Genomic DNA, 20,688 nt, shown 5'->3' with positions numbered 1-20,688 from the left:
TTGAATAGTTATAATTAAGCTTGTAATTAGGCTTTAGCCCAACAATTACCTTTGTTCATAACATATCACCTTTTTCCATAATGTTTGTTAACAGAATAGTATCGGTTTATTTACGCTTGTTTTTTCTAGGTTTTGCTGTTTGGATGCTAGCTTTCTATTTTTTGATTTCAAATCCTCATGTAGAGGTTAATGCTCAAGATTTACCTACTCTAAAAACTTACCCCTTACCACCAACTTTGGCACAATGGAACGACACCAATAATAGCGGTGATTATTTCGATCGCATTGAAGTTCAGGATGTAGGTTATTTAATTTGGTCGCAGTTTCCTATTAAAGTTTATGTCGAATCTTCTCAAAAGAATGAGGAATCAGAAAATAACCTACTTTCTAGCTCAGTTAAATCAACTCCTGACTCCTTGCAAAAGGTATCTCGCTCTCGTCAATGGGCTAATATTGTAATAGATGCTATCTGGGAATGGAATACTTATTTACCCTTACAAATAGTAGACAACCCAGAAATTGCCGATATCAAAATTTTTAACAAACGACCTCCTTTAACCCCCGGAAAATTAAGAGCGCGTTCTGCGGAGACTAGCTATCAGCTACATAAAGATGAGAACGGAACTTTATCTCAGAGTTTTGTGATTTTGTTGAGTCCAATGCAAGTAGGTAAATATATCCCTGCTGCTGCTCGTCACGAATTCGGTCATGCTTTAGGTATTTGGGGTCATAGTCCTGAAAAAACTGATGTTATGTATTATTCTCAGGTGGCAGAACCTCCTCCTATTTCCGCTAGGGATATTAATACTCTGAAACGGATTTATTTACAAGCAACGAGATTAGGACTTCAATAATTAATAATTAATAATTAATAGTTAGGGTTTATTGAAGTTATTTATTCTGACTCCTTACTCCTTACTCCTTACTCCTAAAAACGACTAATCTATAGCTGTTTAACTAGATTTGATCTCAAAACGTAAGGATTTTCTGCGGAATGCTGCGCAAACAGCTATTAGCTGTCAGCTCTCACCAATAAAACTCTCTCCTGAAAGAAGTGTTTAAATTAATATAGGCTTTAACGTCAAATAAACCTGCTTTTTTTGTAATATTAATTATCACTATTATCACTGGATTATGGCTTAATAATACCCATTAATATAGGGTTTAATAAAGCTAAAAAGCAATAGCTGATTGCTGATTGCTGACAGCTGAATGCTTACATTAAAACTTTCCTCGACCGGAAAATACTACTATTAAAAATGTCACTAACTGTACTAAAACAATACTAGGACCAGAAGGTAAATTGAAACTACCAGATACTATCATTCCTAACACCCCACTCATAGCACCAATTGTCGCAGAAATTCCTAAAAAAGGTACAAATTGATGACAAATTAACTTAGCTGTTGCTGCTGGAATTACCAAAAAAGCATTCACCAATAAAATACCAACTGCTCTCATAGTCAGAGCGATTGCCAGGGATAAAATAATTATAAATATGTATTTATATCTTTCTACTGGTATCCCCTGAATTTGTGCCAAATCAGAATTTAAAGTTAATAATATTTGTTGTTGTAAAGTCAGCCCTAACCAAACCAATGTTACGATTAACAAAATAATTAAAAAAAGTAAATCTAGATTACTAATTGCTAAAATATCACCAAATAATATAGATAATAAATTTCCTCGATATCCAGGCACAAAATTAAACCCAATAGTACCCAATGCAACCGAACTAGCAATTACAATACTTAAAATTGTATCTCCACCTAAATTAGTCTTTTCAATTAAATAATTTATTCCTAATCCAAAGCATACCAAAAAAATAATCAAAGCGATCGTAAGTGGTAACTGTAATAAAGCAGCTAATACTACAGCTAAAAAAGCTGTATGACCCAAGGACTCTCCAAATAAAGATAATTGGCGCAAAATCACGAAACCACCAATAATTCCTCCTAAAATTCCTAATAGAATACCCCCTATAATTGCTCGCTGCATAAATGGTAGACTAAATAAATTAATCCATTCTGAAAAATCCATATTTATTAATTTTGAATAAAGCCAAAAATTTATCGTTTTTAGGCAACAGGCAACAGGGAATATATAAGAAAAAAGTATTTTTGCAAATACAAATATGAGATGCACCCTCTTTTTTAGCCAAGTAAGTTTATTTATAGAGAAGCTAAGGTTAATAATTATAAATACACAATAACATCTATAAATTTAACCAGTCTTCATCTGAAGTCCGGTTATACCATGTCCGGATAATCAGCGAACAAAAACTTTATCCCTTCTAATCTTTTCTTCCCTTCTGCCTTCTGCCTTCTGCCTTCTGCCTTCTATTTAACGCTGATGAACATATCTAGTTAAATTATCCCCATAAACTTTACTCAAGTTATTTTTATCCAAAGCAAGACTAGGTTTACCCTGACAACATAAACGACGATTAATACAAATAACTTGGTCACAATAACGACTCACCATATCTAAATCATGGGAAACTTGCAGAATAGAAAAACCCTCTTCTTGATGTAAATTTGCTAGTAATTCAGCAAATTGTATTTCTCCAGTTGGGTCTATACCAGCCATGACTTCATCTAAGATTAATAATTGTCTATTTTGCACCAAACAATATCCTAATAAAACCCGTTTTAACTCCCCACCACTTAAACTTCCTATTCGCTGTTTTGCCTGATTTTCTAACTTAACTTGTACCAAAGCTTTTTCTATTGCCATAAGCTTTTCCCGCGACTTCATCAAACCTTGCTCAGGGTAACCTAAACTGATTAATTCAGCCACACTTAAAGGAAAACTCCGGTCAAAAGGTAATTTTTGAGGAATATAAGCAATTTTTTGCCAATGTTTTCCTAAATCTTTTATTTGTTTACCTAGAACTTCTATATAACCTGATTCATAAGGAATTAAACCTAATATTGCCTGAATTAATGTACTTTTTCCTGCACCATTCGGACCAATAATTGCAGTATTACTACCAGGAAATATTTGAAATGATACAGATTCTACTGCTTGATATTTTCCTCTAATTACTGTTAAATTTTGTACTTCTACTACTGGCAGATTTTTTTCAATTTCTACTAATTTCACTGACAAACTTCCTCTAAAGTTTTTATATTATTTCTCATGGCAGTAAAATAATATTCTGGGTCTAACGAACCGCTAATTACTGGGTCTAATTTTTTGACTGGTAATTTAATATCTTTAGCAATCTGTTGCATCCGATTATCATTAAATCCAGTTTCAGCAAGTAAACCTTTAACTTGATATTCTTGGGCTGCTTTTATTACTCTTTGAACATCTCTAGGCGTAATATTATCTTCTGGCAATTCCACCACTGCCATTTGTTGTAAATTGTACCGTTCAGCCAAGTAAGGATAAGCATCGTGAAAAGCAATAAATTTACATCCTTGAAAAGGTGATAAACGAGTTTTAAATTCTTGGTGAAGTTCCTGTAATTTACTGAGATAAATATCAGCATTTGCTCTATAACTAGCTTCATTATTAGAGTCAGCTTTAATTAAACCATCGCGAATATTCTTAACTTGTTGTTGCGCTAAAACAGGGTCTAACCAAACATGAGGGTTTCCTTCTTCATGGTGATGACCGTGGTCGTGGTCGTGGTCATGGTCATGGTCGTCGTGGTCGTCGTGATCGTCGTGGTCCTTATCTTCTTCTTCTAGGGGTTCTATATTTTGACTAGCATCAATTTCTTGAAGTTGAGAATTACCTGTAGCATCAACTAATTTCTCCAAAAATTCTTCCAACCCCAACCCATTTTTCACTAATACATCTGCCTCTGCAATACTCCGTGCATTCTCAGGTGTTGCCTGATAATCATGGGGGTCTGCTCCCGCAGGAATTAAGAGTTCTACTTTTCCACTTTCTCCAGTAACTCCTTTGGTAAACATATATATAGGTAAGAAAGTTGCGACTATTTTCGTTTCATTTTGATTCTGGGCCACACTACTAGCACTTCCGAGAGAAACAGCTGTGGCCAGTGCTGCTGTTCCTAATAATAAACAGTGAATTCGTCTAATTCTCTTGAGCATTAGTTTACAGGTTATTTTTGGGAATGATTATCATTTTCAAATTTACTATACCACAATGGGTAAAAATAACAAACTTAATAGTAAAAAATTATACCAATTAAAAAAATACTTTGACCGTCGAAAAGTTATAAAACTATTACAGCCATTTTCTAGTTGATAATGTACAAAGTTTTATTCTTTATGGGGAACAGGAAACAGAGAGTAAGAAATAAGGAATTATATAAAATACGGTTGAATACTTATTACCCATATTCCACACGTCAATTTGTAATATTAAAAGTAGTATGAAAAAACCGTTCTTGGTAAATATTTATACGGTATAAATTACTTCTCAAAAGTTAAATTCTCAGGAAAATATTAAGCATAAATACTTACTGAATTATTAATTTCTATTGACCACTATAATTTTTTTCTTAATGCATGACTGTCAGATATGCGTCTTACATTCTGAGGAAACCTCGCCAATTAGCACTCGCTTTTGACTTATACTTGCATATTACATTTTGCAATACAAAATGTAGATTATACCAATTTGATAAATGTTTGCTACAAATAGCTAAGCTATTTCTTAGGAGTCAGGAGTCAGGAGTCGTATGGGAATAGCTTAAATACCAGTTTTGAGGTAGGACATTTTCTTTTTCTCTTGGTGCGCATTCCCTCTCTTGGTCGGCGTTCCCTTGCGACTGGCGTCGTCGCGGGTTCCGACCGCTTGCGACTAGCGTCGTCGCGGGGTCGCACCGCTTTGTTAAAGGGACACTTCCTGAACTTGTCTTTTAATCACACTTAATTAGGGTTTGCTGATTAAATCTAAAAGCACTGAAATATAAAGGTTTTAGCATTTTTTAGTTAAAAAAAGGTCCAAGCTTTTAGGTCATAATGGTTCAAAAAATTAGCATTTTAGGCTCATAGTTGCGCAGAATAATCAAGGGATTATTCTTCCTCTTGCTTCCTGTCTTCCCCTCCTGGGAGGGATTACAACGCTTTTGCTGATTGATGAATCACATTGTCATAACCAAAACCCTGTAAGGGCGAATGGCCATTTGCTAACGCAAAGCTCCGCAATATATAAAGCGGAGCAAAACGCCCCTACTGTAGTCTATTGAAATGAAAACCCCTGTAAAAGCTGAAATTACTGTAGAGTAAAGTTTTTAAGTACTTAAAATATCACTTCTGACTTTTGACTTCTAACTTCTAACTTACCTTAAGTCTGCAATAGCCATTTGTGCCCTAGCACTAACCGCTAAAGTTGTATCTGTATCAATAATCTCCTCAAACCTGGTCAAAATATCCTCAAGCCATTTTGGAGCGCTAACTTCTACAGCTTTGGCCAAACCATGCAAACCGACTACAGCAGCATAACGCACTACCCATTCTGGGTCTTGAGATACTTGCAGCAGAGTTAGAAAAACACGCTGTTGAGCATCGAAGACTTCTGCTTCTGATAACTTTTCCCAATCAATAAAACCTAAACCTCTAGCTGCACCTCGTCGTACACTAAAAGAAAAGTCATTTACTGCACTATCTAATAATAAATCTAACCCACGCGGATCGCCAATACCTGCCAATGCTCTAATTGCCCAAGCTCTAGCACCATAGTTATAACCGTCAAGTTTTTCTAGTAGTGGAAGTACTGCCGTTTCTCCAAGTAAAACTAACCCATCAACTGCTGCTACTGCTGCGCCAGGATTGTTGTATCCTAAAACTGTAATTAACATCGGGATAGCATCTTCTATTTGAGCTGCTGCTAAATCTTTAACTGTATCAATTAAGCCTTGAGAAGAGTCTGCTTTTTCCACTGCTTGGATGAGTTGATTATTTATTGTTGAGGGTTGATTATTCATTTTTAGAGAGTAGGGAAGTAGGAGAATATTAATATTTTTCAGGAATTACGCAAATTAACCTTTAAAACACCATCTGTAGGGGCGAATGCCATTTGCTAACGCAAAGCTCCGCTTTATATGTTGCGGAGCAAAACGCCCTCACTCGATTTAGTGTCCGTGTGTAAGTCCTGATTTTATAAAAGTGAGTCCATTAGAGTCATTACCTCAATAGCCTCATCTGATAATAATAATTGAGATTCTACCTTTGACTTTTGAGTGTTAACTTTTGAATTTATTGTGAGGTGATGTTCCAAAAGTCCTTTGAGGGCAATTAATTTCATACTATTTTCGGCTAAGGTTTCTGATATTGCCTTAGCTGCAGGTAAATAGCCGATCGCTCCTAAATCCATGAGTGCGGAACGTCGTAATTGTAGATTATCACCATCTAATGCTTGAGTCAAATATTCTCCATAAACTGCTTCTCCGGTTAGTTGATATAGAGCGCGAGCAGCAGCATATTGTACTTTTTCTACAGGATGTTCGATAAAAGGTTTAATTAAAGGAATTGCTGATTGAGCTTGAAGTTTTCCTAAAGCTTCAATAATGTCCTCGTAGGGTTGAACAAGATGAGGCTTACCTGGAACTAATACTGCAACTTCGACCCCTCCATCTAAAAGTTTGATTAATGCGGAAATGCAGCTAGGGTCTCCTAGCATTTCTAATGCTTCTGCTGCTGCTTCTCGTACGTAGTAGTCTGAACTTTCCAAGCATTTAATCAAAGCTGGTACAGCTTTTTTGTCTTCTAATTTACCCAAAGACCTTGCTGCATTGCGTCTGAGAGGATACCCACCGTCTTCTGTTCGGTCAGAGTCATCTTCTAGTGCTGAAATTAAGCCTTCTACCGCAGCAGGTATATTTACTCGAAATCTTCCTAACCACCAAGCAGCATAATATCGTTTACCTAATTCTTCATGCCGTAGATTGGCGATCGCCTCTTCCACAGTAAGAGACTCACCATTTTCTGATACTTCTTCTGATGGTAATTCCAAATACTGCTGCTCCATTTTTAAATATACAAGCTTTCCGATACTATGAGTGCTAACATTTGTTAACAATGCACAGCAAGATCAACCTGCTGAGGGGGTATCTCCCAATGCGGTAGAAAATTTTTCTACCACGATGCATGATCAAAATTCCACGCGGGACCTTTAAGTCGCGATCAAGGCGAAAACCATCGTTACCAGTAACAACTTTTTTACCACCTAAATTATTCAGGATTTCACCAGTCCAGCTAAAGGTTTTGCTAGTATAAGCTTCACTTACATCTTAGACGATTTTGTTATATTCAGCAGCTTTATGTTTCAAGAAAAGTTCAAATCTGTAATGTGCCCAATTGCTGCATTTGTCTGACCGACTTACTTCTGAGTTTTCTGCTTGATTTGGTTGTCATCTGAGAAACTTCATGCATTTGGCAGTAAAATCACATCAAAGTGTTGAAAGCGTTTGCGCAGCATTCCGATAGGAAAGCTCCTCTGTTTGCGTAGCATTCCGCAGGAAAAGAGACACTAGAAATAGAGCTGTTTTATGGTGCAATTCATCTATAAGATTTCTAATTTTTAATCTCATTCGACTAGCTGCTTTTTTCATGCGTTGCTTGGTTTTAGATTTAGCCAGAGTTAATAAGCGAGATTAAATCATCTAAGTGATAGCAAAGTCTTTGAATTTTTCCTATATCACCATTACCTTCTTTTTTCTTCCCAAAAAATACTGATAACTGATAACTGAAATAACGATGCCCGGAAAGATTAACAAATACTAACCACAGGCTAGCACCAATATACCTGTCCGGGCTACGTTTAATATTAGCTCAGGGTAGTTAATTCAGTGAATATTAATTTAACATCCACCACCTACTTACTGTGACAACTACTAGCTAAGAGCGTTAATAGCGTAATCAATATAGTTGTTAGCTTCAGTTGCAGGTTGACCAGTAATACCATGGTTAGCTTTGATATACTTTAGAGCTTCAATATACCAGCTAGGAGATAACTCGAAGGTTTTATTAATTTCATCAATTCCTGCAATGAGTATCTCATCCATAGGACCTGTACCACCTGCAATCAGGCAGTATGTTACCATCCGGAGATAGTAGCCAATGTCACGAGAACACTTTGCTTTTCCTGCTGGAGTAGAAGCAAAATTAGGTCCCTGGGTTGTAGTAGTATAGGGGTACTTATTGTATACTGCTTGGGCAGCTCCATCAATTAAAGTTTGAGATTTGCTAGTAAGAGCTTTAGCAGCTTCTAAGCAAGCAGCAGCACGTCCGAAACGACCAAAGGCTGCATTGATTTCTGTGTTAGTTAGAAAGCGGCCTTGAGAATCAGCAGCAGTTACTGCTTCAGTTAGAGGAGTTTTCATGTTTGAGGTACTTCCCTTATTATTGCGAGTACAATTTTTGGTACGATTTTAAAAGCTGTAGAGATGCTCAAGTGCATCCTTACAAAAAAAGTTTTTTACAGTTTTTTTAGCCAACTGCTGCTGCAGCGCGGTCGAAGTAGCCACCAATCTCAGCAATTAGAGAGGTGCAATCTCCAGGAGTAATACCATTTGGATCGTTAGCAATAGCAATAGCTGCATCTTTCATTTTTTGCACGCCTACTGCTACAGAAGCACCAGGAGTTCCTAGAGCTAAGTAGGTTTCACGCAATCCATTGAGGCAACGGTCATCTAGCACACTTGCATCACCAGAGAAAATAGCATAAGTTACATAACGTAGGATAATTTCCATGTCACGTAAACAAGCTGCCATACGACGGCTTGTATAAGCATTTCCACCAGGAGCAATTAACTGAGGTTGCTCTGCGAATAAAGAACGAGCTGCATTAGCAACGATAGTAGAAGCGTTGCTAGTAATGCGGTTAACTGCGTCTAAACGCTTGTTGCTATCTGCTACCATTGCGCTTAGAGCGTCAATTGTGCTAGCTGGAACAAAATCACCCCTGGCATCTGCCTGGGAAACTACTTTTGTAAAAGCATCAAACATCGATTAATTCTCCTAATTTGATTTTTTTTTAGTTGCTTTTCGATGCTATGGGTATTTTTTTAGTTTTTTCAGGCTAGCTGCCCATGCCTGGAAAAGTAAAACTAGGACTGTTTGAGAATCCTGAGAAAATCTTACACCGTTTATGAGAAGCTTTTCAACCTCATCAATCAATGTTTTTGTTGATCTTCGTTTATCTTTATAACCCTTCAGATATTCTTTATACAATGCTGTTGTGTTTTTATTTATTACAAATTATTAACAAAATTTTCTACATATGGAAAGTTAAACAGGATTCAAGGCCAACTGTCTTTCTAGATCGAATAGAAAGCCATGAATATATTCTTCTGTCCATTCAGGGCCATAAAATCTGGTAAACATTCCTCTAGCTGGATCTTTCTCGGCGCGATATCTCAGATAACGTAGTTGTGCCTCCTTGATTTCTGCTAATTTCTCTACATCAGTAATAGGTTGTGCTTGCTTTACAAAAATTAAATAAGCTTGCAAGTAGTCTTTGAAGGCTTCAAATACTTTTGTCTTGACTAATTCAGTTTTTTGAGGACGAGTCCAAAGAAAGGCTGGAGAAAAGAAGGGAATTGCTTCTTCAGGAAAATCTCCTCCCCACGGCAAATGCTGCTGATGTGTTTGGAAGGTATCCCATATTGGCTGAGTATACTTTTCTTGATACTGAGGGTCATCCCGAAATAAGGGCTGCATATCTAGGGCAATTAGATGTCCACCTGGTAGGGTAACTAGGTCTGCTCCAAAAAATGGCAAATCGTAATTAAGGTGGGGAAATATTACAAAATTTAACACTTGGAGGANCTTAATATTTACTTGATAAATCAGCTCTAAAATGTTGTGTAAGTCCCCTAGCGATCGCGGGAGACGTAAAATTATTGATTTACAAGCATTATAGTCTAATTTTACCAGTTAAGTTGTGTAAGTCCCACTAAGCTATGCTTCGACGAATATAATTATTACTGAGTTACAGGGCAACTACGGTTAGATTGCCCCTAAATTTTTATTCCTTAATTATGGAATCGCGATACTCTAATTATCAATGTCGCTTCTAGTGCAGGACTTCCTTTTGACATCCTCCCGACGTTGCGCTTACGCAACAACGCGGGATTCCTAAACCTCGCGGCTCAGGACTTTCTGCTTCCTCTTGACAGAGGAGCTGCGCTAACGTAGCACCTGCCTCCAAGGCCAAACCTCTTTCTGGTCTTACGGTCGCTCCACAGACTGACACTGCTAGCCCAGCAGCCTAGTTATATTAGGATAGCATACTATGTGTAAGAACCGCTCTTATTGATTGGTTTTCCCATCCCTCCGCTCCCCTTCGGGAGAGCGCGGGTCTTCAACCAACGTTGAGATAAGCGGGCAAATAAACCACTACTACCAAACTCACTATTACTGCCTTTTTGGTTGTTAAACAAATTGCCTTTGGTCTAATTGTAAACAATTGAGCCAGGAATTTTAGTTGAATAAAAAGTCATGCGTATAGAAGAACAAGCCAATTTAAGTCTGATGATATCAGAATTTTTGTGAGGATGCAACAGAAATTCCTTTGAGCCGCGTTTTTTCGGAGCTTCATACAATGAAAATGTTGGTGGCATTGCTCCTGGGAAAAAGATCCTGAATAGTTCATCGCCTCTGAGTCAGGAATTTTAGTTGAATAAAAAGTCATGCGTATAGACGAACAAGCCCATTTAAGTCTAAGGAAATTAATAATTATCTAGCTCAAAAAAATCCACAAGTGGCAAGAAAGTTACAGGCAAAAATTAGAGAAAAGTGCAGGCAGTTAGCAGATTTTCCTGGAATGGGACGTAATCGTGAAGAGTTGGCTTCAGGATTAAGAAGTTTTCCCGTAGATGATTATCTGATCTTTTATTTTCAGGCTCAAAAAAGAATTGAAATTGTAAGAGTTGTGAGTGGATATCGAGATTTAGATGCACTTTTTGAGGATGGGGATAATAGTTAATTTACTATTTTGATATCTCCAGGGGTTGAAACACCGTGGATTCTGACGAATTAATCCTCCTGCTGTAGCGATCGCTCCAACCAATTAGAGTATGACGAAGTAATCAGAAAATTATCATTACCTTCTGTTCTACTTTCTTCAAGGGAGCGCAAAATTAATTTCAAAAACAAAACTAAATTGCGATCCTTATGTATAAGTTATACTAATTAAATTGATTTTTAATATTATTTATCTTAATCAAGATAGCCTCATTTTTCGCTAATTATTACAAAATATTTCACGAACTTGCGTTATTTCAGCGATTTGTATCATACTCTGTACATTAAGATATGATGCTAATTTTATATTTAAATTCAAAAAAAGACCTTTTCAAGAAAGCTATAACCTTGTATTTACGTTAATTGCATCTCAAATATGCTAATTTTCAGCAGAGTTAGATAATTTCAAAAAAACAAATTTTGAACAAGTATAAATGCCTAAGTAATTCTAGCTATTGACAAATAGTAGATAAAGTAAGAGGTAAATTCCAGACAGTCAATATGGGTAGTCCTGCAACCGTAATGGTATTGATTTAACTTAGGACAAATTACCTAATGATGTCAGCTATGATCGCCTCAACTGCAACTTTGATGTCAGCAAGGAGTGCCCCATTATACAAATGTTAACGGGAGGGGAATTGCCGACCAACAAATAAACCGCGTAGCGTCCACTTATTTCTTGCATTATATGCTTTTTTGTGTTATTGGTGATTCAATCAGGAGTAGCGGTAGTACGCACCTGAAAGAACCATGAAAACAACTAGCGAGTATGGGGTTCAATTAGTTAAGTTCGCCCTCAACCTGTGAAAAGGTAAAACTCTTGAGGGAACTTTCTGGATTACAGAACTGTTTAGTACAAAAAGGCGGTGGGTCTCCGAGTCTCTGTCTGCGGAGGGTTAAGTGGTTACACTCCCTGTGTTTCGCTCCGCGACATGTAACGCGCAGCGTTGCGCCAGCAAAGCAGAAAACCCTATCCGTGAGGTTGGGAAGCCTACATTATAATCTTTGATTTGATGTAGAAGAACGTCACAGTAGCCATAAACTCACAATTTAAATAAGGAGAAAAATTTCAGATTATGGAAGTCGAAAGAAAGGTGAGGGTATATCAAAAGCTTAAAACTCAGACAACGCCAGATTTTTCCTTCTTCCTTCTTCCTTCTGCTATAACCCTATATTAAAGCCGCCATCTTCACATCATTAGTAGCCAACAACTCCTGTAACTCATCAGAGTCTACAGTCTCCTTGTCAACCAACATCTCGGCCAACTTATCCAAAATATGACGGTTAGTTACCAATACTTCCTTTGCCCGACGATAAGCTTGCTCTACCAAATTGCGAACCTCATCATCAATAGCAGCAGCGGTTTCCTCAGAAAAATCACGCTCCGCCATAATATCCCTACCTAAGAACATATTACCGTTCTGACGACCAAGAGCAACTGGACCAAGACGATCGCTCATCCCAAACCGAGTCACCATTTGCCTTGCTACACGAGCAACCTGCTGTAAATCGTTAGAAGCACCAGTAGTCACCTCTTCATCACCAAAAATAATCTCCTCAGCAAGACGACCGCCCAAAGCTACAGCCATCTGATTTTGTAGATAAGCACGAGAGTACAAACCAGAGTCCATCCGGTCTTCGCTAGGAGTAAACCAAGTCAAACCACCAGCACGACCGCGAGGAATAATACTAATTTTCTGCACTGGGTCATAATCAGGCATCAACGCTCCGACTAGAGCATGACCAGCTTCGTGATACGCTACAAGTTCCTTGCGCTTCTCGCTCATTACTCGGTCTTTCTTTTCTGGACCTGCTAATACCCGGTCAATAGCATCATTAACTTCGTCCATAGAGATTTCAGTTAAGTTGCGACGAGCTGCCAGAATAGCTGCCTCATTTAATAGGTTAGACAAATCTGCTCCAGTAAATCCAGGAGTTCGACGAGCAATTTTTTCTAAGTCTACATCTTTAGAAAGACTCTTACCACGAGCATGAACATTGAGAATTTCTAGACGACCTGCATAGTCAGGGCGGTCTACTACTACTTGACGGTCAAAACGACCTGGTCGGAGTAGGGCAGCATCTAGAACATCCGGGCGGTTAGTAGCTGCAATAATAATGATACCTGTATTGCCTTCAAAACCGTCCATTTCGGTAAGTAGCTGGTTGAGGGTTTGTTCTCTTTCATCGTTACCACCACCTAAACCAGCACCCCGTTGACGTCCCACCGCATCAATTTCGTCTATAAATACGATACAGGGAGCATTAGATTTTGCTTGTTCAAATAGGTCGCGGACCCGGGAAGCACCTACACCCACAAACATTTCTACAAATTCTGAACCGGAGATGGAGAAGAATGGTACTCCTGCTTCACCAGCTACTGCTTTTGCTAATAGGGTTTTACCTGTTCCCGGAGGACCTACTAACAATACTCCTTTGGGAATTTTTGCGCCTACCGCTGTGAAGCGATCAGCATTTTTGAGGAAGTCTACTACTTCTGTTAGTTCTAGTTTGGCTTGTTCGATACCTGCTACATCGCTGAATGTAACTTGGGTTTGGGGTTCCATTTGGACTCTAGCCTTAGATTTACCAAAGTTCATAGCTTGGCTACCTGGTCCACTTTGGGCACGACGTAGTAGGAAAAACAGTCCCACCAATAATAGGACAGGGAAGAATAAACTACTTAATGCTCTAACCCAGAAACCTTCTTCACTTTGGGGCAGTACGGAAATGTCTACGTTGTTTTTGGTGAGGATGTTAATTAGGTCGGGGTCGTTGGGTAGATTAACGCGGACTATACTACCGTCGGCGACTTTGACTCGTGCTGCTGTACGGTCGGCGCTGATGCTGACTCTGTCTACGTTGTTGGTTTCTACCTGCTGAATAAATTGACTATATTTCCAGGTTTCGTTGGTTTGGGGTTGTTGATCGAAGAATGCTGTTGCTAAGGCGATGACTACTATTGCTAATAAGGCATATAGGCCAGCATTTCTCCACCTTTTATTATTCACTAGGGTTGCTCCTTCTAATCTTTTTATACTATTGGGACTATTTTTTAATCCAGCTATATTAACTTATGTTAACTGATTTCTAATATAATATCACAGTGGTTGGAGTAACAGGATATGAGTTGTGCTAGTGCTGCTACGCGGAAGTTAAAAGCGAGTGCTAATTGGCGAGGTTTCCTACGGCGCTTTTAAGGTGCGGAAATAGTTCCGTACATAGCCCCTCCAGAATGTAAGACGCACATCTGACAGTCAATCATTTTTGATTTGCAATTGTTTGAGGATTTTGTAACTGGTCAGTTATTTCCGCCATCCTGCACTAGCTAAATAAAATATTGATATACCAGTCCTTTTTTGGTTGTCAGATATTGTAGATTTGGAAGGAATAGGGAAGAGCAAAATTAATTATTACTAATCATAGACATCTCCTCCAAAAGAGGGATTAGGGAGCAGGGAGTAGGGAGAAAGAATTGATGAATCACAGTGGGATAATTGATTTGATTTTTTATTATTGGAGATGTCTAATGATTAGATTTTTTAGGCGATCGGGTTTTGGGAGGTGGAGAAGTACTCAGAGCTATATTTCATAGCTCTTCTATTGTTTATTTGTTTATTGTGAAAGTAATTAGGACTTGTTGATTAAATCTCAAAGTATTTACAGATAAAGGTTTTAACATTTAAGGAGCGAAAAAAAGTACAACTTTTTAAGCTTGAGCGACCAAAAAGTTAAGATTTTGGGCTAACTATGGCAAAAAATTCAAGGGATAAATATATCCGACTACCTGCTCTAAATTCCCCTTTCCTTTTGACTATTACCCCTGCCATGCAACTTTTTCAGCAAACTCTAATTAATAACTTGATTGTAGATATTTTCAAAAGTTTGAGATAATTAATATATACTGTATGAAATTATTCATCACTTAGGTAAAGAGACTATGTATATCAATATCATAACTATAGGGAAGAAAAACTATAACGTTAGAGATATTTAGTGTTGATAATTCATGGATTATTTAAGTCCTGATTATTTTTGATTTTTCTGAATAAGGAGGCTTATTTGTAGTGGATAGTTAAGGAGGGAAGGTTGATGATTAATTTTGGCGATACTATTGCTTTAAATAAAAAAGCACAATTTTATTACAATCAAGGAAAATTCAAGGAAGCGATCGCCTGGTGCTATGAAGTTATTAAAGGTCAACCAAATTTTGTGGAAGTATATGAAATTATGGGAATTTTTTTGCAGTTAAATGGGGATATAAATGCTGCTGTTCGTGCTTATATTAAAGCAACAGAAGTTTTGCTTGATAATGGTTCAGTTTATAGTAATTTAGACCGCTGTTTATTTGATGAGTATGGTAGTCAAATTTTTCAGTTAGTTAATGATAATCCTGGTCAAATGTCTTTTCAAGAATATGCTTATATTACTAATGTGATTGGGGGGAAAGTACCTGGTAATTTTCTAATCTTTGGAGTTGGTCAGGATAGTTTACTTTGGTTGGGGGTAAATAGAGGTGGAAAAACTGTATTTTTGGAGGATGATAAAGATTGGTTGAATCAAGTAAAAGTTGGTTGTGAAAATTCTATTGAGGCTTATTTGGTTGAGTATGGTACGAGAGTTTATTTATGGAAAAGTTTACTGGAAGAATATAGTCAAGGAAATGATTGTTTATGGATGGTATTACCTGAGAAAGTTTTATTTACAAAATGGGATTTTATTTTGGTAGATGCACCAGCAGGATATTCTGAGGAGAAACCAGGGAGAATGAAGAGTATTTATATGGCAGCTAAACTAGCTATGAAAAGTGGTAATACTGATATATTTATTCATGATTGTGACCGTGAAGTGGAAGATATTTATAGTGATTATTTTTTTGACAAAGGGTATTTAATTAATCAAGTTCATAAGCTCAAGCACTATTCTTTGAAAAGGTATTAGGTGTTAGGTGGTAGGTATTAGGTATTAGGTATTAGGTTTTAGGTATTAGGTTTTAGGTGGTAGGTATTAGGTATTAGGTGTTAGGTATTAGGTATTAGGTTTTAGGTATGAGAAATAAAAAGTGAATATTTTTCAATTCCATTCAGCAGAAGGTGTTACTGTAACAATCTTGATTGAATTTGGTATTAATTATTCTCAGGTATTAGGTATTAGGTATTAGGGATTAGGTGTTAGGTATGAGAAATAAAAAGTGAATATTTTTCAATTTTGCTATAACAATCTTGATTAAATTTGGTGTTAATTATTCTCAGGTATTAGGTATTAGGTATTAGGTGGTAGGTGGTAGGTGTTAGGTGTTAGGTATTAGGGATTAGGTGTTAGGTATGAGAAATAAAAAGTGAATATTTTTCAATTCCATTCAGCAGAAGGTGTTACTGTAACAATCTTGATTGAATTTGGTATTAATTATTCTCAGGTATTAGGTATTAGGTATTAGGTGGTAGGTGGTAGGTATTAGGTGTTAGGTATGAGAAATAAAAAGTGAATATTTTTCAATTCCATTCAGTATCTATATTTTGCTGTAACAATCTTGATTGAATTTTGTATGAATTATTCTCAGGTATTAGGTATTAGGTATTAGGTGGTAGGTGTGAGGTGGTAGGTATTAGGTGGTAGGTGTGAGGTGGTAGGTGGTAGGTATTAGGTATTAGGTGTTAGGTATGAGAAATAAAAAGTGAATATTTTTCAATTCCATTCAGCAGAAGGTGTTACTGTAACAATCTTGATTGAATTTGGTATTATTATTCTTCTGTTTACTTCTCCCTGTAGGGACGTTACATACAACGTCCTTACTCCCCTACTCAAAAAAATGTAGAAAAGTTTTTGATAAATGGTATAATTATTCCCTGTTTTAGAGGATTAATTTACTTAAGCTTTAGCTGGAAAAAAATGCTAAAAATTCTGCATATTATTCAACAACTTTCCCGTGGTGGTGCTGGTCGCTCAATGGTGGCAACTGCTAAATATTCGTCTCGAATGGGTGTAGTGCAACAACATCGAGTTCTGAGTTTATTACCAGCAGAAACAGAGGCCGTTTCACTAGGAAATAATGAAGGGATGTATGTAATAAATCAACCTAATCAAGAAATTATTTGGAGTGAAATAGAGGCGGCTGATATTGTACATATTCATTTTTGGAATAATCCAGAAATCTATGAATTATTATGCTCTGAACTTCCGGCAATGCGGTTGGTATTTTGGTTTAAAATAATTGGCGATCGAGCGCCTCATATTATTACAAAGGAGTTACTGGAATATGCTGATTTTTCTATAGTAACAAGTCCTTATACTCTGGAATTACCTGTATTTGAAAGTGTATCTTCAACGAAGAAAAATTTAAGCACTTCTGTGGTTTATGGGATTGCAGATTTTGATAGACTTGATGATTTTCAGCCACAATTTCACGAGACATTTAATGTTGGCTATATTGGTACAGTTGATTTTGCGAAAATGTACTCTAATTATGTGGGAATGAGTGCCAAAGTTAATATCCCAAATGTGAAATTTATTGTCTGTGGTGGTATCAATAATTATTTACGAAAAGAAGCGGAAAAGTTAGGTGCAGTAGAGCGTTTTGAGTTTAGGAGTTACGTTGAAAATATTAAGTCGGTATTAGAAGTTTTAGATGTTTTTGGTTATCCATTGTGTGAAGATACTTATGCTACTTCAGAGAAGAGTTTGCAAGAGGCAATGTGGGTTGGAGTACCACCTGTGGTTTTCCCTTTTGGCGGAATTAAAAGATTAGTTATTCATAATCAAACGGGTTTAGTTGTTAATAATGAAACGGAATATAAAAATGCTATAGAATATCTCTATTTTCACCCAGAGGAAAGGATGAGATTAGGTCGCAATGCTCAAGAATATGCGCGACAAAATTTTAGTCCTGAAAGTTCTACAAACAAGATTAATGAAATTTACGACTACCTCCTCAAACAACCAAAAATTAAACATCAATGGGATAGAAATAAATTATCTGGCGCGGAATTATTTATTCAATCTTTAGGGGAGACGGCAGAAAATTTTTCTGTGAGTATGAAGTCTGAAAATATTTCAGAATTATTATTTGCGGAGAATCAGATTTCTCATTCTTCTCCTGTACTTTGTAATAGGTATGGAGGTGGAATTTTTCATTATCGAGATTATTATTTAAAAGATGGTTATTTGAGGTTATGGTCGGGATTAGTTTTACAAAAACAGAGTCAGCATCATCAAGCTATTTCTGAGTTTACAGCAGCTATAAATTTGGGTTGTAATAACTGGAGAGTAGGGTATTATTTGGCAATTTCGGCAGAGAAAGTTAATGATTTTGACTTGGCAGAAAAAGTTTTGCGTCAAGTATTACAAAAAGCACCTAGTTTTACTCCTGCTACAGAAATATTGCAGAAAATATTAGGGAGAAAAGAAGTATTACCTCTTTCCAGGGATGGTATTAAGTCTAAAGGCAAAACTGAAAATTTTGTAGAAAGGAAAAATAATATTTCCCCTGCTTTATCTGAACCGATAAATACAGCACAACTTTCCTTTCAACGTCAGTTTTGGAATGTTAATTCTTTAGAGGAGGCGATGTTTGAACGAGTTTTTACTGATGAAAAAATTAATGGGATGTCTCCTTCAGAAAAAAATCTGGCGTGGCAAAATTCAATCTTAAGTTCTACGGAAAAAATTATTCAAGGTATACCAATAAAATCAGAGTGGAAAGTTTTAGAAATAGGTTGTGGTGTAGGTCGTTTAATTCAACCTTTACGGAAAATATTTGCACAGGTAGATGGTGTAGATATTTCGGAAAATATGATTCAGTTTGCCCGGCAATATTTGGCAGATGGTAAACAAAATGGAGAGGTATATGTTAATAATGGTTGTGATTTACAAGCACTAAGTTCTGAAAGTTACGACTTTGTTTATTCCACAATAGTTTTTCAGCACATCCGTTCTATTTCCATTGTCAAAAGTTATTTTCGAGAAATATTTCGGGTATTAAAACCAGGGGGATATTTTAGAATTCAAGTACATGACCACAGTGCTAAAAGTTTGGGAAATTTTGACGAGGAAGGGTCGAAAGATCAACAATATTATTTTTCTGGTAATGCTTATACTGAAGAACAACTAAAAGATTTGCTCCTGGAAGCTGGTTTTAATTTAGTTTCTCTAAAATCTGCTAAACCTTGGATTTGGGCAACAGTCAAACGCCCAGAAAAAATAGAAGTATTTAGAGAAGAAGCTAGTCAAAGTAAATTAGAATCCCAGTTAATTTCAATAGCTAATTCAACAGTTGAAAATCTCGTTCAAAATCCAAGTAAAATTGCACCAATAAACGATAAGCAACTGGAATTGCAGCGCCAATTTTGGAATGTTAATTCTATAGATGAAGCTATGTTTGGGCGGGTATTAGCTTATGAAGGAATAGAAACACTTTCTCCAGAAGAAAAAAAGCAAGTTTGGGAAAAGTCAATACAAACTTGGATACCAAAAATCATGGGAGATATCCCCGTAAAACCAGAGTGGAAAGTATTAGAAATTGGTTGTGGTGTAGGTCGTCTGATTAAGTATTTACGAGAAACATTTGCACGGGTAGATGGTGTCGATATTTCGGAAAATATGATTCAGTTTGCCCGGCAATATTTGGCAGATGGTAAACAAAATGGAGAGGTATATGTTAATAATGGCTATGATTTACAACAGTTGCCTGATGAATATTATGACTTTGTTTATTCCACAATAGTTTTTCAGCACATCCGTTCTATTTCCATTGTCAAAAGTTATTTTAGTGAAATATTTCGGGTATTAAAACCAGGGGGATATTTTAGAATTCAAGTACATGACCACAGTGCTAAAAGTTTGGGAAATTTTGACGAGGAAGGGGCGAAAGATCAACAATATTATTTTTCTGGTAATGCTTATACTGAAGAACAACTAAAAGATTTGCTCCTGGAAGTTGGTTTTAATTTAGTTTCCCTAAAATCTGTTAAACCTTGGATTTGGGCAACAGTCAAACGCCCAGAAAAAATAGAAGTATTTAGAGAAGAAGCTAGTCAAAGTAAATTAGAATCCCAGTTAATTTCAATGGCTAATTCAACAGTTGAAAATCTCGTTCAAAATCCAAGTAAAATTGCACCAATAAACGATAAGCAACTGGAATTGCAGCGCCAATTTTGGAATGTTAATTCTATAGATGAAGCTATGTTTGGGCGGGTATTAGCTTATGAAGGAATAGAAACACTTTCTCCAGAAGAAAAAAAGCAAGTTTGGGAAAAGTCAATACAAACTTGGATACCAAAAATCATGGGAGATATCCCCGTAAAACCAGAGTGGAAAGTATTAGAAATTGGTTGTGGTGTAGGTCGTCTGATTAAGTATTTACGAGAAACATTTGCACGGGTAGATGGTGTCGATATTTCGGAAAATATGATTCAGTTTGCCCGGCAATATTTGGCAGATGGTAAACAAAATGGAGAGGTATATGTTAATAATGGCTATGATTTACAACAGTTGCCTGATGAATATTATGACTTTGTTTATTCCACAATAGTTTTTCAGCACATCCGTTCTATTTCCATTGTCAAAAGTTATTTTAGTGAAATATTTCGGGTATTAAAACCAGGGGGATATTTTAGAATTCAAGTACATGACCACAGTGCTAAAAGTTTGGGAAATTTTGACGAGGAAGGGGCGAAAGATCAACAATATTATTTTTCTGGTAATGCTTATACTGAAGAACAACTAAAAGATTTGCTCCTGGAAG

13 protein-coding genes are annotated in these 20,688 nt (G+C 36.7%); 4 read left to right on the top strand and 9 right to left on the bottom strand.

Translation table 11 applies throughout. From position 1 onward, the window contains the following. Window positions 1-80: 80 nt before the first annotated feature. Window positions 81-854 carry a peptidase gene (locus F6K15_RS06380; RefSeq protein WP_293058510.1) on the top strand — a complete coding sequence of 258 codons (774 nt, stop codon included), beginning with the start codon at window positions 81-83 and terminating at the stop codon, window positions 852-854. A gap of 367 nt (window positions 855-1,221) precedes the next feature. Here the strand turns inward: F6K15_RS06380 and F6K15_RS06375 are convergent, their stop codons facing one another. The 8 genes from F6K15_RS06375 to F6K15_RS06340 all read right to left on the bottom strand — a co-directional run bounded on the left by F6K15_RS06375 (window position 1,222) and on the right by F6K15_RS06340 (window position 9,743). Beyond that, window positions 1,222-2,040, bottom strand: a complete 819-nt coding sequence (locus tag F6K15_RS06375) for a metal ABC transporter permease (RefSeq protein WP_293058507.1) — start codon at window positions 2,038-2,040, stop codon at window positions 1,222-1,224. A 303-nt stretch (window positions 2,041-2,343) separates the two neighbouring features. After that, window positions 2,344-3,105, bottom strand: coding sequence for a metal ABC transporter ATP-binding protein (locus F6K15_RS06370; RefSeq protein WP_293058504.1), 762 nt, complete (start codon window positions 3,103-3,105; stop codon window positions 2,344-2,346). Continuing rightward, window positions 3,102-4,067 (bottom strand): metal ABC transporter solute-binding protein, Zn/Mn family, encoded by a 966-nt coding sequence (locus F6K15_RS06365; RefSeq protein ID WP_293058501.1) that lies wholly within the window; start codon window positions 4,065-4,067, stop codon window positions 3,102-3,104. The genes F6K15_RS06370 and F6K15_RS06365 overlap by 4 nt, the downstream gene beginning before the upstream one ends. A 1,196-nt stretch (window positions 4,068-5,263) precedes the next feature. Next, window positions 5,264-5,908: a HEAT repeat domain-containing protein gene (locus F6K15_RS06360; protein WP_293058498.1), complete on the bottom strand. Its 645-nt coding sequence runs from the start codon at window positions 5,906-5,908 to the stop codon at window positions 5,264-5,266. Window positions 5,909-6,081: 173 nt separating this feature from the next. Further along, window positions 6,082-6,951 (bottom strand): HEAT repeat domain-containing protein, encoded by an 870-nt coding sequence (locus tag F6K15_RS06355; protein WP_293058495.1) that lies wholly within the window; start codon window positions 6,949-6,951, stop codon window positions 6,082-6,084. Window positions 6,952-7,816: 865 nt separating this feature from the next. After that, window positions 7,817-8,305 (bottom strand): phycocyanin subunit alpha, encoded by a 489-nt coding sequence (cpcA, locus tag F6K15_RS06350; protein WP_293058493.1) that lies wholly within the window; start codon window positions 8,303-8,305, stop codon window positions 7,817-7,819. A 106-nt stretch (window positions 8,306-8,411) separates the two neighbouring features. Further along, a complete protein-coding gene (locus tag F6K15_RS06345) occupies window positions 8,412-8,930 on the bottom strand; it encodes a phycocyanin subunit beta (protein ID WP_293058490.1) in 519 nt (172 codons plus the stop codon). A gap of 282 nt (window positions 8,931-9,212) precedes the next feature. Further along, window positions 9,213-9,743 (bottom strand): phycoerythrobilin:ferredoxin oxidoreductase, encoded by a 531-nt coding sequence (locus tag F6K15_RS06340; protein WP_293058487.1) that lies wholly within the window; start codon window positions 9,741-9,743, stop codon window positions 9,213-9,215. An 862-nt stretch (window positions 9,744-10,605) separates the two neighbouring features. On the opposite strand from F6K15_RS06340, the gene F6K15_RS06335 reads away from it, so the two are divergent. Further along, a complete protein-coding gene (locus tag F6K15_RS06335) occupies window positions 10,606-10,911 on the top strand; it encodes a type II toxin-antitoxin system RelE/ParE family toxin (RefSeq protein ID WP_363267488.1) in 306 nt (101 codons plus the stop codon). Window positions 10,912-12,118: 1,207 nt separating this feature from the next. On the opposite strand, the gene ftsH3 is transcribed toward F6K15_RS06335, so the two are convergent. Then, window positions 12,119-13,960, bottom strand: coding sequence for an ATP-dependent zinc metalloprotease FtsH3 (ftsH3, locus tag F6K15_RS06330; RefSeq protein ID WP_293058484.1), 1,842 nt, complete (start codon window positions 13,958-13,960; stop codon window positions 12,119-12,121). Between the two features lie 1,081 nt (window positions 13,961-15,041). Between ftsH3 and F6K15_RS06325 the strand changes: the two genes are divergently transcribed. Together F6K15_RS06325 and F6K15_RS06320 are read left to right on the top strand one after the other, a co-directional pair. Continuing rightward, on the top strand, window positions 15,042-15,890 hold the full coding sequence (locus tag F6K15_RS06325) for a hypothetical protein (protein WP_293058481.1): 849 nt from the start codon (window positions 15,042-15,044) through the stop codon (window positions 15,888-15,890). A 948-nt stretch (window positions 15,891-16,838) separates the two neighbouring features. Then, the coding region (locus F6K15_RS06320; RefSeq protein WP_293058478.1) for a methyltransferase domain-containing protein at window positions 16,839-20,688 on the top strand (3,850 nt) is incomplete at its 3' end.

Origin of the sequence: Okeania sp. SIO2B3, assembly GCF_010672525.1 — a bacterium.
In the GTDB taxonomy this organism is placed as follows: Bacteria; Cyanobacteriota; Cyanobacteriia; order Cyanobacteriales; family Microcoleaceae; genus Okeania.
The sequence above is the reverse complement of the archived record's forward strand: the minus strand, read 5'-3'. Positions and strand labels throughout refer to the sequence as shown.

Excerpts from the sequence above, each read along its gene's own strand:
- F6K15_RS06380 (WP_293058510.1), top strand. The coding sequence starts at position 81 with ATGTTTGTTAACAGAATAGTATCGGTTTATTTACGCTTGTTTTTTCTA.
- F6K15_RS06375 (WP_293058507.1), bottom strand. The coding sequence starts at position 2,040 with ATGGATTTTTCAGAATGGATTAATTTATTTAGTCTACCATTTATGCAG.
- F6K15_RS06365 (WP_293058501.1), bottom strand. The coding sequence starts at position 4,067 with ATGCTCAAGAGAATTAGACGAATTCACTGTTTATTATTAGGAACAGCA.
- F6K15_RS06360 (WP_293058498.1), bottom strand. The coding sequence starts at position 5,908 with ATGAATAATCAACCCTCAACAATAAATAATCAACTCATCCAAGCAGTG.
- F6K15_RS06355 (WP_293058495.1), bottom strand. The coding sequence starts at position 6,951 with ATGGAGCAGCAGTATTTGGAATTACCATCAGAAGAAGTATCAGAAAAT.
- cpcA (WP_293058493.1), bottom strand. The coding sequence starts at position 8,305 with ATGAAAACTCCTCTAACTGAAGCAGTAACTGCTGCTGATTCTCAAGGC.
- F6K15_RS06345 (WP_293058490.1), bottom strand. The coding sequence starts at position 8,930 with ATGTTTGATGCTTTTACAAAAGTAGTTTCCCAGGCAGATGCCAGGGGT.
- F6K15_RS06325 (WP_293058481.1), top strand. The coding sequence starts at position 15,042 with ATGATTAATTTTGGCGATACTATTGCTTTAAATAAAAAAGCACAATTT.